The sequence below is a fragment of the Paraburkholderia sp. BCC1884 genome, from assembly GCF_900996225.1.
Lineage (GTDB): Bacteria > Pseudomonadota > Gammaproteobacteria > Burkholderiales > Burkholderiaceae > Paraburkholderia.
Map to the genome: position 1 here is coordinate 47,036 of NZ_CAAJGL010000064.1, position 14,281 is coordinate 61,316.

At 64.8% G+C, this 14,281-nt stretch carries 10 protein-coding genes; 8 read left to right on the forward strand and 2 right to left on the reverse strand.

What is annotated here, in order from left to right; genetic code table 11:
* Positions 1 to 262: 262 nt before the first annotated feature.
* Positions 263 to 1,840 (reverse strand): gamma-glutamyl-gamma-aminobutyrate hydrolase family protein, encoded by a 1,578-nt coding sequence (locus FQ705_RS05390; protein WP_144138380.1) that lies wholly within the window; start codon positions 1,838 to 1,840, stop codon positions 263 to 265.
* A 128-nt stretch (positions 1,841 to 1,968) separates the two neighbouring features.
* A complete protein-coding gene (locus tag FQ705_RS05395) occupies positions 1,969 to 3,726 on the reverse strand; it encodes a cation:proton antiporter (protein ID WP_144138381.1) in 1,758 nt (585 codons plus the stop codon).
* A 164-nt stretch (positions 3,727 to 3,890) separates the two neighbouring features.
* On the opposite strand from FQ705_RS05395, the gene FQ705_RS05400 reads away from it, so the two are divergent.
* From FQ705_RS05400 to xdhC, 8 genes are all read left to right on the forward strand, one after another.
* Positions 3,891 to 4,577: a DUF2848 domain-containing protein gene (locus tag FQ705_RS05400; protein WP_144138382.1), complete on the forward strand. Its 687-nt coding sequence runs from the start codon at positions 3,891 to 3,893 to the stop codon at positions 4,575 to 4,577.
* 7 nt (positions 4,578 to 4,584) lie between these two features.
* Positions 4,585 to 5,931 (forward strand): MFS transporter, encoded by a 1,347-nt coding sequence (locus FQ705_RS05405; RefSeq protein WP_144138383.1) that lies wholly within the window; start codon positions 4,585 to 4,587, stop codon positions 5,929 to 5,931.
* Positions 5,932 to 6,034: 103 nt separating this feature from the next.
* Positions 6,035 to 6,715, forward strand: a complete 681-nt coding sequence (locus tag FQ705_RS05410; protein ID WP_144138384.1) for a GntR family transcriptional regulator — start codon at positions 6,035 to 6,037, stop codon at positions 6,713 to 6,715.
* 74 nt (positions 6,716 to 6,789) lie between these two features.
* Positions 6,790 to 8,169 (forward strand): amidase, encoded by a 1,380-nt coding sequence (locus tag FQ705_RS05415; RefSeq protein ID WP_144138385.1) that lies wholly within the window; start codon positions 6,790 to 6,792, stop codon positions 8,167 to 8,169.
* A gap of 112 nt (positions 8,170 to 8,281) precedes the next feature.
* Complete coding sequence (locus tag FQ705_RS05420; protein WP_144138386.1) at positions 8,282 to 8,791, forward strand: disulfide bond formation protein B; 510 nt, start codon at positions 8,282 to 8,284, stop codon at positions 8,789 to 8,791.
* A gap of 314 nt (positions 8,792 to 9,105) precedes the next feature.
* Positions 9,106 to 10,653 carry a xanthine dehydrogenase small subunit gene (gene xdhA, locus FQ705_RS05425; protein WP_186307795.1) on the forward strand — a complete coding sequence of 516 codons (1,548 nt, stop codon included), beginning with the start codon at positions 9,106 to 9,108 and terminating at the stop codon, positions 10,651 to 10,653.
* The gene (gene xdhB, locus FQ705_RS05430) at positions 10,653 to 13,076 is read left to right on the forward strand and encodes a xanthine dehydrogenase molybdopterin binding subunit (protein ID WP_144138388.1); all 2,424 of its coding nucleotides are present in this window, start codon (positions 10,653 to 10,655) and stop codon (positions 13,074 to 13,076) included. Before xdhA ends, xdhB begins: the two co-directional genes overlap by 1 nt.
* Before the next feature lie 109 nt (positions 13,077 to 13,185).
* On the forward strand, positions 13,186 to 14,202 hold the full coding sequence (gene xdhC / locus FQ705_RS05435) for a xanthine dehydrogenase accessory protein XdhC (RefSeq protein WP_144138389.1): 1,017 nt from the start codon (positions 13,186 to 13,188) through the stop codon (positions 14,200 to 14,202).
* The last annotated feature ends 79 nt before the right edge of the window (positions 14,203 to 14,281 follow it).

The following is a 14,281-nucleotide window of genomic DNA, read 5'->3' on the forward strand; positions in this document are numbered from 1 at the left end:
TAAATCGAGATAAATGGATCACGCACGAATTGGTCGAATCAGTCCGGCAATCGCGAAATAAAAGCATTCGGAAAAGGTAAAAACGCGACGATCCGCCTCGTGCAGATAATTCCGAATCTATCTTGAACGACGCTAATGCAAGCAGAAATAGGCTCGCAATAGAGAGATAGCCGGCCGCTCAAAAAACGAGACACGTGCGCATGAAAAAGGCGTTGCCGCGACAATACGGCAACGCCTGACACAACGGGTCGAACAGATGCGGTCAGAAACGCGTTTCGCGCGCCACCCGCAGAAAAGTATCGAGCAGCGGCGTGCAGTCGAGCAACTCCGCGCCGCCCGCGCGATGAAACTCCGGATGCCACTGCACCCCCATCACGAACGGCGCGCGCCGATAGCGCACGGCTTCGATGATGCCGTCCGAAGCCGACACCGCTTCGATATTGAGATCACGTCCGAGTGTTTTCACCGCCTGGTGATGAATCGAATTGACGATCGCATCGCGCCGGCCGGGGAACATGTTCGCGAGCGTCGAGCCGTCGGGAAAATGAATCCCATGCCGATGCTGGTCGTAGTTCTCGTTGACGTGCGCATCGGCGGTCGGCACATCGGTGGCGATGTCCTGATACAACGTGCCGCCGAAGGCGACGTTGATGAGCTGGCAGCCGCGGCACACGCCGAGCACCGGCTTGCCCGACTCGACGAATTCATGCAGCAGTTCGAGCTCGTACATATCGCGCACGCGATCGCCCGGCCAGTCGGGGCTGGTCGCCGCTTCGGCGTAGGACTGCGGGGAAACATCGGCGCCGCCCTGCAGCAGCAGGCCGTCCAGATGCTTCGCATAGTCGCGCAGGCGGATGTTACTCGGATGCAGCATGCCCTGATGGCCGACCGTCGGAATCATGAAGACCAGCACGTCGCGCGACATCACCCAATGCGCGATCGACTCTTCGAGATACTGCAGGGTCTTGCCGCGCAGTCCCTTGGCACCAGGCTCCGGATGAAAGATCCGCGCCGACACGCCGATGCGCAGCGTGCGCTGCGTGATCCGTTGACCGGCCCGATCGAACAACTGCCGGGCGCGCGCGGCGACGATGCGACCGAACACCGTCCATGCCGAATCGCTCTGCTTCAGATAGCGCGGCGGCGATGGCGGCAACGCATTGGGCGGCGGCGGGTTGGATGCGGTGAAGTCAGGCGCCGCACCGAAACCCGGTGGCGGCGAGCCCGACTTTTTCTCGGTGGCGCTGCTGGAGACTTCCTCGATCACTTCGACGTCTTCCACCGAGGAAATCAACTCGCCTTCGATCGGCTCGCGGCTCGAAACGGTCGACGCGGGCTTCGCAGCGAACGTTCCGCTGCGGCGCGCGTCCCGTTCATGCACCGCCGCTTCCTGCTTCGCGGTGGAAGCCGCTGCGGAACTGCGTGCTTCGGCGGCGTCGCGTTGCCGCGCCGCTTGCGTGTCGGTGGGCGTCACGGTGGAGGCGCTAGCGGGTTCGTCGGTCGACGATCGCACCGCCGCCTCTTCGGCAGCCGGCGTGGTGGCGGAAGCCGCCGGTGCATTGGCCGATGCGTCCTCGGGCAAGGCCGTCGAACGCGCCGCGCCGGAAACCGGCGAAACGGGCGAAACGGGCAACCCGGGCGCAACCCCCGGCTCGGCCGCGACGGAAGCCGCCGGCTTCACATCCTTGATCGGCGACTGAATGGCATCTTCATGCGAGGGAGGTAAGGAGGTCGCCGGCTCGACCGGCTTGACGCCGACGGTGGGCGCGTCCGCTGGCGACGCCGACGGCGACGATGGGCTGCCGGGCTGGCCGGCGTTTTCGGGTTTGTTTTCGCTCATGACAGTCAGACAGGCGCCTTCCACGCGAACGAATGAATATGCCCTGATTATCCGCTAGCGCGCCAAGCGCCGCAAACCCGCACACAATTGCTCACATTGTTGCGGCTCGCGACGCAAACCTGTCTGACTTAAGGATCCGGCTGCTCGTCGAAAGTTTCGCGCAGTGCGATCTGCATCGCCGCGTGAATCTTGACGCACCAGCGCCACACCAGTGCGAGCAGCAGCGCCGCGCAGATCAGCACCGCCACGAGCAGGCCGGTCGGCGGCAGAATGCCGCCCGAGAGCGCCGCCAGCAACAGAAACACGCCGACCATCGAGACGACCGGCACCAGATCGGAGATCGCGTAGCGGATCGCGCGGGTAAAGCGCCCCGCCGTCGCCGGCTGCACGCTGACTTCGGCGAGCAGCAGCGCGAGCGATTTGGTCTTGCGATAGACAGCCACGAGAAACGGCAACGATACGACCAGCGCGACACTCCACAACACCACGCGCTGCATCGGCTCGGCACTCAGCCAATGCGCGAGCAGGCCACTGGTATAAGGCGCACTGTAAGAGACGATCAGAAAAATCGCCGCGACCAGCGCCAGATTGACCGCAATCTGCACGATGATCCGCCGCGTCATGCTGAACAGCGTCGGTTCACCCGTCCCCGTGCTCAGGCTGCGCAGCCATTGGCCGTACAGGCCGAATACGTTGGCGAGCGTGCGCGGCATCGACCGGCTCAGCCGCTGGGTCAACGGATCGGCGGCCCGGATCAGATACGGTGTGAACAAGGTGGTCAACGCCGACACGGCCACCGCGATCGGATACAGAAACGCACTCGTCACTTTCAGCGTCAAACCGAGCGAGGCGATGATGAACGAGAACTCGCCAATCTGCGACACGGTCATGCCCACACGCATCGCCGTGCGTCCATCCTTGCCGGCGAGAAAAGTGCCGAGTCCGCACGACACGATCTTGCCGACGATCACCGCCACCGTGATCACCGCGATTGGCCACGCGTAATCGACCAGCACGGCCGGGTTCAGCATCAGGCCGATCGTCACGAAGAAGATTGCCGAGAACGCGTCGCGCAACGGCGCGATCAGATGCTCGATGCGATGCAGATGACGCGACTCGGCCATGATCGCGCCGATCAGGAACGCGCCGAGCGCAATGCTGTAGTCGAGCTTGACCACCAGTAGACAGAAGCCGAAGCAGAAGCCGAGCACCGACACCAGCAACATCTCGTCGCTGCGGGCGCGCGCCACGTAGTTCAAGGCGCGCGGCACCACCAGAATGCCCACCACCAGCGACACCGTCATGAACAGCAGCAGCTTGCCGAGCGTGACGACCGCGACGCCCGCGCTCAATTGCCCGGTCTGCGCAATGCCGGAAAGCAGCACGAGCATCGCGATGGCGAGAATGTCCTCGACGATCAGAATCCCGAACACCAGTTGCGCAAAGCTCTCGCGCTTCAGGCCAAGTTCGGAGAGCGCCTTGACGATGATGGTGGTCGACGAAATCGCGAGGATCGCGCCGAGGAACAGCGAATCCATCGAACTCCAGCCGAACGCGCTGCCGATCTCGTAACCGATCCACAGCATCAGCACGATCTCCGATAAAGCCGCGACGATCGCCGTCGCGCCGACCTTGAACAGCTTGCGCAGACTGAACTCGAGGCCGAGCGAAAACATCAGGAACACCACACCGAGTTCGCCGAGCGTCTGAATGGTCTGTTCGTCGTGGATCAGCTGAAACGGCGGCGTGTATGGCCCGATGATCACCCCAGCGGCGATGTAGCCCAGCACCACCGGCTGCTTCAGGCGATGGAACAGCACGGTGACGACGCCGGCCAGCGCCATCACGACCGCCAGATCCTGAATGAAGCCAATGCCGTGGTGCATGAACGCGATCCTTACAAAAAGTAATCTCTAAAAGGCGCAGTGTAGCAAACGGACACGACACGCCCATTCACGCTGGCTGGTCCACGCCGGAATGTTTTTGACACGCTGGACGTCTGTGAAATATCACAATAATATTTGCTGCATATTTTTACAGGAGTCGTGTGATGCAGCAGGTGTCCTTCAACGTTGTAGACCGTTCTGGCGGCAGCCGCGCCGCGCGCGTCGACGTCAATCGGTTGACGATCGCCGGCTGGGCGGGCCGGGATCAGGCGGCCATCGAGCATCACATCGCGGAGCTGGCCGAGCTCGGCGTGAGGCGGCCGTCCACCACGCCCTGCTTCTATCGGCTGGGCGCGGAACTGCTGACGCAGGCCGAGCAGATCGACGTGGTCGGCGTGAAGTCGAGCGGCGAGGCCGAATGCGTGCTGCTGAATTCGAATGACGGCCTGCTCGTCACGGTGGGCTCGGATCACACCGACCGCGAAGTCGAGGCCTACGGCGTGACCGTCTCCAAACAGGTGTGTCCGAAACCGGTCGCGCGCGACGCCTGGCGTTTCGACGACGTCGCCGGCCATTGGGATCAACTGGAATTGCGCGCCTATGCCGTCGCCAACGGCGAACGCCGCGTCTATCAGCAGGGCAGCGTCGCTTCCCTGCTGCCGGCGGCCGATCTGCTCGAACGCGCGCCGCTCGCCCAGGGCGCGGCGATGTTCTGCGGCACGCTCGCTGTGCAGGGCGGCATCGTCGGCATGACCGACGGCGACGCGCTCGAACTCGAACTGCACGATCCCATCCTGAACCGCACGCTGCGCCACGCCTATCGCGTGAGCGCGCTACCACTCGTCGAATGAGGCACCCATGAGCTCCCCTTCGCTATCCGCCGACGCCTCCTCCGACGCGTGGCTCGAAGCCGCCGCGATCCGCAAGATCACGTGGCGCATCATGCCGTTCCTGTTTCTCGTCTATGTGCTGTCGTACCTGGATCGCGTCAACATCGGATACGCGAAGCTGCAGTTCACCGGCGACCTCGGCCTCTCGAATGCGGCGTACGGACTCGGCGCGGGGATCTTTTTCTTCGGCTATTTCGTGTTCGAAGTACCGAGTAATCTGCTGCTCAGGAAGTTCGGCGCACGCGCCACGATCGCCCGCATCACGATGCTGTGGGGCCTGCTGTCCTGTCTGATGATGTTCGTGCACACCGAAACGATGTTCTACGTGCTGCGCTTTTTCTTAGGCGTCGCCGAAGCCGGGTTGGTGCCGGGCGTGGTGCTCTATCTGACCTTCTGGTTTCCGGCCGACCGGCGCGCGCGGATGGTCGCCGTGTTCATGGCGGCGATTCCGGTGGCGGGCATCATCGGCGCGCCCTTGTCAGGCTTTCTGATGTCGGCGCTGCACGAAGCACACGGCCTGCGCGGCTGGCAGTGGATGTTCCTGATCGAAGGCATTCCGTCGATCCTCGCCGGCTTCTGGGCGCTCGCCGTGCTGCGCAACACGCCCGCCGAAGCCGCGTGGCTGAGCGACGACGAAAAGCGCGTGATTCTCAGCCGCCTCGCCCGGGAAAACAGCGCGGCCGCTGCAGCCGGCGCCGAACACAGTCTCGCTGTCGCCTTGCGCTCCGGCCGCTTCTGGCTGCTGACGCTGATCTACTTCTGCCTGGTCACCGGCAATGCGGGCTTCTCGTTCTGGCTGCCGCAGATCGTCAAGGATCTTGGCGTGACGAACCTGGTCACCAACGGTTTCGTGACCGCGATTCCCTATCTGGCGGCGGGCATCGGCATGATCCTGATCGGGCGCTCGTCGGATATCACCGGCGAACGGCGCTGGCATTACGCCGTGTGCTGTTTCATCGGCGCGGCGGGATTGCTTGGCAGTGCCTCGGTCACCAACTCGATTCCGCTTGCCGTCACCGGTTTGTCGATCGCGTACATCGGGATTCTGGCGGGCTTCGGCATCTTCTGGTCGATGTCGACCACCTTCCTGCAAGGCACGGCGGCCGTCGCGGGGATCGCGGTGATCAACTCGATTGCGAACCTCGCCGGTTACGTGAGCCCGTACGTGCTCGGCATCGTCAAGGATGCGACGCATAGCGTGACCTTCGGGCTGGTGCTGATCGCCGGTGCGCTGATCGTAGGCGGTCTCGTCACGCTGATGATGCCGCGCGTGAAAGTGCAACACGCGGCGGCGGCTTCGCCGAGCCGCGCCTGATCCGCGACGCTCCGGGCGCAGCGCGGGTTCGCCCGGATCGGGCGGCGCCTGCGCAAAACCTTGCTCTACAATGCGGACGACATTGCCCGCTCCCGCTCTACCCATGACGCTTTTGCAAACTGCCCGTCCTTCTAGGCCCTCACGCGAGACCGCTGCCGCGAGTCTCGCCGAGCAGGCCTATGCCTTCGTCAAACGCGAGATCATCACGATGCGCCTGCGCCCGAGCGAAGTGCTCAACGAGGCGGAATTGATGGCGCTGACCGGCATCGGCCGCACGCCCGTGCATCAGGCGCTGCATCGGCTGGTGCACGAAGGCATGCTGACCATCATGCCGCGCAAGGGCATCATGGTTCGCCCGGTTTCGCTCGACGACGTGCTGGCGATCATCGACGTGCGGCTGGTGAACGAAAGCTACTGCGTCGAGCTGGCCGCGCGTCATGCGCAGCAGCATGATTACGATGCGATGCAGGCGCTGCTGGAGCGCTCGTCCGTGTGCGTGGCGGCGCACGATATCGAAGGCATGATGGATATCGACCGCGAGTTTCATCTGGCGATTTCGGCCGCTTCGCGCAATCCGGTGCTCGCCGACATCCTGCGCGGACTGCATGAACGCTCGCTGCGTTTCTGGTTCATCTCGCTGTCCGAGCCGCATCATCTGGAAGACGTGCACGAGGAACACCTCGAACTGTTTCGCCTGCTGCGCGAACGCGACGCCGAAGGCGCGCGGCAATCGGTGCAGAAGCATATCGAGGCATTCCGCGCGACGCTCTTCAGCCGTATCTGATCGACCGTCTTCATTCGAACGCTTTTAGTCCACTCAACCGGCTTCTCGCGGTTCAACCGGATTTCTACGACATCATGGCCACTGAATTCACGCCCTTCCCGCCCCTCGCCCAACTCGCCGCCGACCTCGCCGCCGGACGCACCACGAGCCGCGCGCTCGTCGAAACGGCGCTCGAACGGATTGCCGATCCGGCTGGCCAGGGCGCGGCCGTCTTCATGCATGTGGACGCCGACAGCGCCCGCACCGCCGCCGACGCGCACGACCGTCTACGCGCGGCCGGCACGGTGCTCTCGCCGCTCGCCGGCATTCCGGTGTCGGTGAAGGACCTGTTCGACATCGAAGGCCAGCCGACCCGCGCCGGCTCGGTCGTGCTCGCCGACGCGCCCGCCGCGAAGGCGGATGCGGTGGCGGTCGCGCGCCTGAAGCGCGCGGGCGCGGTAATCGTCGGACGCACCAATATGAGCGAGTTCGCGTTTTCCGGGCTCGGGCTGAATCCGCACTACGGCAATCCGCTGTCGCCGTATCAGCGTGGCGTGAAGGGCGACGAGCGGATTTCGGGCGGCTCGTCCTCGGGCGCGGCGGCGTCGGTCGCGGACGGCATGGCGGCGATTGCGCTCGGCACCGATACGGGCGGCTCGATCCGCATTCCGGCGGCGCTGTGCGGGCTGACCGGCTTCAAGCCGACCGCCGACCGCATCCCCAGGCAGGGCGGCGTGCCGCTTTCGACGACGCTCGATTCGTTTGGGCCGATCGGCGTCTCGGTGGCGTGCTGCGCGCTGGTCGACCGGATGCTGGCCGGTCTTGAACCGCGCATTCCGGCCGCCCGGCCCCTCGAAGGCGTGCGGCTCGGCGTGCTGACCAATTTCGTCACCGACGGCGTCGAACCGGCCGTGGCCGCCGCCATCGACACCGCGCTGAAGCATCTGGAAGCGGCCGGCGCGATCGTCAGCGAAGTGCGTTTCGCGCCGCTCGACCGCTTGCCCGACATCAACCGCTTCGGCTTTTCGCCGATCGAAGCGTATGCGTGGCACCGTCCGCTGCTGGCCAGGCATCGCGAGCAATACGATCCGCGCGTGCTGGTGCGCATTCTCAAAGGCCAGCCGGCGAGCGCCGCCGACTATCTGGACCTCGTCGCCGAACGCGAAGCAATGCTGGCGGAGGCCGACCGCACGTTGTGGCAGCGGTTCGACGCGCTGGTCGCGCCGACCGTGCCGGTCGTGCCGCCGCGCGTGGCCGATCTGGCCACCGACGATGACGCTTTTGGCCGCACCAACGCGCTGATCCTGCGCAATCCGAGCGTGTTCAATTTCCTCGACAGCTGCGCACTGTCGCTGCCCTGCCATCTGCGCGGCGACGCGCCGGTCGGCCTGATGCTGGCGGGCGCCCCGCACGCCGACGACGCCTTGCTGGCGATCGGCCGGGCGGCCGAAGCGGTGCTCAATCCGATCCGCTGAGCCCATGCAGGCTGCATAGCGGCGCAGCCGGGGCAAAGACGCGGCGGGGGTGGGGTTCGCGCTAGAATCGCGGGCACCCGCCCTTTCTGATTTCAGGACAGCCACACGACCCATGAATAACGATAATGCAATGCTGCGCCGCGAGCGCTCCCTGCTGGTTCTGCTTGGCCTGATCTGCGTTGCCCTCGTGGCCGGCGCGCTCTATCTGCAATACGGTCTGCACGAAGACCCGTGCCCGCTGTGCATCATCCAGCGGTATTTCTTCCTGCTGATCGCGATTTTTGCGTTCCTCGGCGCGCGTTTTGACAGCTGGCGCGGCGTACGCCTGCTGGAAGTGCTGGCGGCGCTGTCGGCGCTGGCCGGCGTCGTGACAGCCGCGCGGCATGTGTATGTGCAGGCGAATCCGGGATTCAGCTGCGGTTTCGATGCACTTCAGCCGCTGGTCGACAGTCTGCCGCCCGCGCATTGGCTGCCGGGCGTGTTCAAGGTCGCCGGGCTGTGCGAAACGGCTTATCCGCCGATTCTCGGCCTGACTTTGCCGATGTGGTCGCTGCTGGCATTCGTGGTCGCCTTCATTCCGCTGGCGCTGAGCCTCACGCGCAACCGCCGCCGCATCGCCTAAGCGGACTTTTCTCGGCGAGTCGAACCGACGCCGGCCTCCAGCCGCCCGTTTGTGGGCGCTGAAGGCCGGCGTTTTCACATGGGTTGCCTCCTTTGATCTGGCCCCCGCGACCTGCCGCCACCACGCAACTTCCCGCGATGTTGCGAATCGTACTCATGACCGTCCCCGAATAAGCTTCATGCGATATGGGAAATCTTTTCGAGACAAGGTAATGCTATCTTCGGACCTGGATGGCGATCTACGTGCGCGAGGCCGGCTTTGGCGCGACCCCACGCGTAACGCGCGCCCGGTCCGCACTGTCTTCTGGATTCGCCATGACAACGCAAACCATCCGCTTTTATCACCAGGGGTCCGTCCGTGAGGTTGCGGGCGTCCCGGCATCGCGCACCGTGCTCCAGCATCTGCGCGAAGATTTGCATTGCACCGGCACCAAGGAAGGCTGTGCCGAGGGCGACTGCGGCGCCTGCACGGTAGTGGTCGGCGAACTCGACGCCCACGGCGCCTTCGCCCTGAAGGCGGTCAATGCCTGCATCCAGTTTCTGCCGACACTCGACGGGAAAGCCCTCTTCACCGTCGAAGACCTGCGCGCCGCCGATGGCGCCCTGCACCCCGTGCAACAGGCGATGGTCGATTGCCACGGTTCCCAATGCGGTTTCTGCACGCCCGGCTTCGTCATGTCGATGTGGGCGCTGTACGAAAACCAGCCCGCCGCCGCCGGTCTCCCCACCCGCGATGAAATCAACGCTGCGCTCTCCGGCAATCTGTGCCGTTGCACCGGCTACCGGCCGATCGTCGATGCGTCGCAGAAAATGTTCGATTACCCGCAGTACCCGCGCGTAACGCTGGACCGCACGGCGATCGCCAACAAGCTGCGCGAACTGCAACGCCACGACACGTTCGAATACAGCGCGCCCGACACGCGCGGCGCCGCATTCGGCGCGCCAACCTTCCACGCGCCCGTCACGCTCGACGCCTTCGCCAAACTACGCGCCGGGCATCCTCAAGCACGGCTGCTGGCCGGCAGCACCGACGTCGGCCTGTGGGTCACCAAGCAATTCCGCGATCTCGGCGACATTCTGTATATCGGCAACGTCGCCGAATTGAAGACGATCGAGCGCGATGCGCAGACGCTGACGATCGGCGCAGCCGTGACACTCGAAGACGCCTACGCAGCCCTCGCCGTGGACTATCCCGAACTCGCCGAACTGTGGACGCGTTTCGCGTCGCTGCCGATCCGCAATGCCGGCACGCTCGGCGGCAACGTCGCCAATGGCTCGCCGATCGGCGACTCGATGCCCGCGCTGCTCGCGCTCGGTGCCGAAATCGTGCTGCGTCACGGCGCGAAAACCCGCACTCTGCCACTCGATACGTTCTACCTCGGCTACCAGAAAACCGCCCTCGCAGCCGGCGAATTCGTCGCGGCGCTGCGCGTGCCGCGTCCGCTGGGGAATCTGCGTTTTCGCACGTACAAAGTCTCGAAACGCTACGATCAGGACATCTCGGCGGTCTGCGCAGCATTCGCCTTGCACCTCGGCGAAGACGGCGTCATCACTCAGGCGCGGATCGCCTTCGGCGGCATGGCGGCCACGCCGAAGCGCGCCGCGCAAACGGAAGCCGTCCTGACCGGCGCGGCATGGAACGAAACTACCGCGCGTCAGGCGATGAACGCGCTCGTCGCCGATTATCAGCCGCTCTCCGATATGCGCGCGTCGAGCGCTTACCGGCTGAAGGTGGCGCGCAACGTCCTGTGGCGCTTCCACCTCGAAACGCGCGATGTCGCGCCGCTCGCCCTGTTCGACGTGAATGCGTTCGCGTTCGAAGCCGGCGCGCCGGACGCGATCCTTGCGAAGGAGTCGTCGTGATGAACCGGACCGATGCTTTTGTCGAACACGCGGGCAAGCACGCCGCGCTTCAGGATGGCGACGCGGCGATCGGCATTTCGCTGCCGCACGAATCGGCCGCGCTGCATGTGAGCGGCGAAGCCACGTACACCGACGACGTCCCCGAACTTCACGGCACCTTACACGCCGCGCTCGGCCTCTCGCGCCACGCGCACGCGCGCATCGTTTCGATCGATCTGGATGCGGTCAGAAAAGCACCCGGCGTGATCGCCGTGTTGACCGCTGAAGACATCCCCGGTGAAAACAATTGCGGCCCCGTGCTGCACGACGATCCGATTCTCGCCGTCGACGAAGTCCTGTACCTCGGCCAACCGGTGTTCGCCGTCATCGCCGAAAGCCACGAACTCGCGCGCCGCGCGGCCGCGCTCGCGAAAAGCGATGACGTGATCCGCTACGAGCCGCTCGAAGCCGTCCTGACGCCGGCGCAAGCCAGGGCCAACAAGCAGTTCGTGCTCCCGCCGCTGCATCTGAAACGCGGCGAGCCTGGCGCGAAGATCGCCGCAGCGCCCCACAAGATCAAGGGCACGTTCGAAGTGGGCGGCCAGGAACAGTTCTATCTGGAAGGCCAGATCGCCTACGCCGTGCCGAAAGAGATGGACGGCATGCTCGTCTACAGTTCGACGCAGCATCCGAGCGAAATGCAGCAGGTGGTCGCGCATATGCTCGATTGGCCCGCGCATAGCGTGCTGTGCGAATGCCGGCGCATGGGCGGCGGCTTCGGCGGCAAGGAATCGCAATCGGCGCTGTTTGCCTGCGTGGCGTCGCTGGCGGCGAAACTGCTGCGCCGTCCGGTGAAACTGCGCGCCGATCGCGACGACGACTTCATGATCACCGGCAAGCGCCACGACGCGATCTACGAATACGAAGCCGGCTTCGACGACAACGGCCGCATTCTCGGCGCACGCGTCGAAATCGCTTTACGTGCGGGCTATTCGGCGGATCTTTCGGGCGCCGTCGCCACCCGCGCCGTGTGTCACTTCGACAACGCGTACTACCTGTCCGATGTCGATATCGTGGCGCTGTGCTGCAAGACCAACACGCAATCGAATACCGCGTTTCGCGGCTTCGGCGGCCCGCAAGGCGCGCTCGTGATGGAAGTGATGCTCGACAGCATCGCGCGTCAATTGAACTGCGATCCGCTCGACGTGCGCCTTGCCAACTACTACGGCATCGGCGAGCGCGACACGACGCCGTACGGGCAACGTGTCGAAGACAACATCATCGCGCCGCTGACCGACGAACTGCTCGCCACCAGCGACTATCGCGCGCGTCGCGAAACGATTGCCGCATTCAATGCAACGAGTCCGGTGCTCAAACGCGGCCTCGCGTTTTCACCCGTTAAATTCGGCATCTCGTTCAACGTGCCGTTTCTGAACCAGGCAGGCGCTCTGGTTCATGTGTACAAGGACGGTTCGGTGCTGGTCAATCACGGCGGCACCGAGATGGGCCAGGGTCTCAACACCAAGGTCGCGCAGGTCGTCGCCAACGAACTCGGTCTGAAGCTTTCACGCGTGCGGGTGTCGGCAACCGATACCTCGAAGATCGCCAACACGTCGGCCACCGCCGCGTCAACGGGTAGCGATCTGAACGGCAAGGCTGCCGAAGCGGCGGCGAAAACCATTCGTGGACGGCTCGCCGAACTCGCGGCCAAACAACTCGGCGGCAACGCCGGGGACGTTCAGTTTGCCAACGGCGAAGTGTCGGTGAATGGCGGTGCGATGCCGTTCGAACAACTGATCGGCGCCGCGTATCTGGCGCGCGTGCAGTTGTGGTCGGACGGTTTTTACACCACGCCGAAAGTGCATTGGGACGCGAAAACGCTGACCGGTCATCCGTTTTATTACTTCGCATACGGCGCGGCCGTGTCGGAAGTCGTGATCGATACGCTGACCGGCGAATGGAAACTGGTGCGCGCGGATGTGCTTCACGATGCCGGCCAGTCGATCAATCCGGCGATCGACATCGGCCAGGTGGAAGGCGGTTTCATTCAAGGCATGGGCTGGCTCACCACCGAAGAACTCTGGTGGAACCGCGACGGCCGTCTGATGACGCATGCACCGTCCACGTACAAGATTCCTGCGGTCAGCGACACGCCCGCGGCTTTCCATGTGCAGCTCTTTCAGAACCAGAACGCCGAGCCGACCGTGTTCCGTTCGAAGGCCGTCGGCGAGCCGCCTTTGCTGCTGCCGTTCTCGGTGTTTCTCGCGATTCGCGACGCCGTCGCCGCCGCGGTGCCGGGCGCGCAACATGCTCCGGCATTGCGCGCGCCGGCCACACCGGAAGCCATTCTCGACGCGCTAGATGCGTTGCAGGCGCCAGGCACGCCACCGCCCGGCGCGACTGCACCCGAAACGGAACCCGCAACCATCGACACGACAGCGTAAACATCGACCGAACGACAATGCCCGACGGCGCGCGGCGACACGAACGCCTCGCGCCCTACACAACCGGCCGCACGGACACCCCGCGCGGCCTCGCATGGAGAATCGCCGGATGCAAGCCTGGCTACCTGACCTGCAACATCTGCTCGCGCACGGCGACGCCGCCGTGCTGGTGACGGTCGCGCGCGTCGAAGGTTCGGCGCCCCGCGAAGCCGGCACCAAGATGATCGTCACGCGCGATTCAGCGAAGCATACGATCGGCGGCGGCCACCTCGAATGGAAAGCCATCGAGACCGCGCGCCAGGTGCTGCGCGACGGCATGCGCTCGCCGCATATGCGCCGGCTGGAGCGTTTCGCGCTCGGCCCGAGTCTCGGCCAATGCTGCGGCGGCGCCGTGATTCTCGCCTTCGAGCGCCTCGACATCGGCGACCTCGGCTGGATCACATCGCTGGCAAAACGCGTGGCCGCAGGCCAATCGACGGTGCGTAGCGTATCATTCGGCCCCGCACCGGATGCGGTGATGCTGTCCGACCCCGAGCCGGGTGTCGACGCCGCCGACTGCCTGCTGTGGGACGGCGCCGGCTTCGACGACAGCGGCGCGCTACTCACCGAAACCGTCGCGCCAGGCGACTTCCCAGTCGTGCTGTTCGGTGCCGGTCACGTGGGCGCCGCGCTGGTTCGCGTACTGGCCACGCTGCCCTGCACGGTCCGCTGGGTGGACGAGCGCGACGCGCAGTTTCCTCCCGCGCAATCGCTGCACGCGGCGAACGTGAAAATCGATCCGAACGACGCCCCCGACGAAGCCATCGACCAGGCTCTGCCGAACACGTACTTCATCGTGATGACGCATAACCACGCGCTCGATCTCGAGTTGGCCGAGCGCATTTTACGGCGTGGCGATTTCGCGTTCTTCGGCATGATCGGCTCGCACAGCAAGCGCAAACAGTTCGAACACCGGCTGGCCGCACGCGGGCTCGATCCGGCGCTGATCGGGCGAATGAAGTGCCCGCTCGGCGTGGATGGGATCGTCGACAAGTCGCCGGAGATCATCGCGATCTCGGCGGCCGCGCAGGTCTTGCAGGCCGTCGAGGCGAATGCGGGCGCGCATCACGCGCCGCATACGGTGTGACGCTGTAACCGTGTGACACGACGGCGCTTTGTCCTGACAGCCATCAGCCAACGCATCCGGCGTGAGCCGACTCCAACGA

Excerpts from the sequence above, each read along its gene's own strand:
- FQ705_RS05390 (WP_144138380.1), bottom strand. The coding sequence starts at position 1,840 with ATGAGCGAAAACAAACCCGAAAACGCCGGCCAGCCCGGCAGCCCATCG.
- FQ705_RS05395 (WP_144138381.1), bottom strand. The coding sequence starts at position 3,726 with ATGCACCACGGCATTGGCTTCATTCAGGATCTGGCGGTCGTGATGGCG.
- FQ705_RS05400 (WP_144138382.1), top strand. The coding sequence starts at position 3,891 with ATGCAGCAGGTGTCCTTCAACGTTGTAGACCGTTCTGGCGGCAGCCGC.
- FQ705_RS05405 (WP_144138383.1), top strand. The coding sequence starts at position 4,585 with ATGAGCTCCCCTTCGCTATCCGCCGACGCCTCCTCCGACGCGTGGCTC.
- FQ705_RS05410 (WP_144138384.1), top strand. The coding sequence starts at position 6,035 with ATGACGCTTTTGCAAACTGCCCGTCCTTCTAGGCCCTCACGCGAGACC.
- FQ705_RS05415 (WP_144138385.1), top strand. The coding sequence starts at position 6,790 with ATGGCCACTGAATTCACGCCCTTCCCGCCCCTCGCCCAACTCGCCGCC.
- FQ705_RS05420 (WP_144138386.1), top strand. The coding sequence starts at position 8,282 with ATGAATAACGATAATGCAATGCTGCGCCGCGAGCGCTCCCTGCTGGTT.
- xdhA (WP_186307795.1), top strand. The coding sequence starts at position 9,106 with ATGACAACGCAAACCATCCGCTTTTATCACCAGGGGTCCGTCCGTGAG.
- xdhB (WP_144138388.1), top strand. The coding sequence starts at position 10,653 with ATGAACCGGACCGATGCTTTTGTCGAACACGCGGGCAAGCACGCCGCG.
- xdhC (WP_144138389.1), top strand. The coding sequence starts at position 13,186 with ATGCAAGCCTGGCTACCTGACCTGCAACATCTGCTCGCGCACGGCGAC.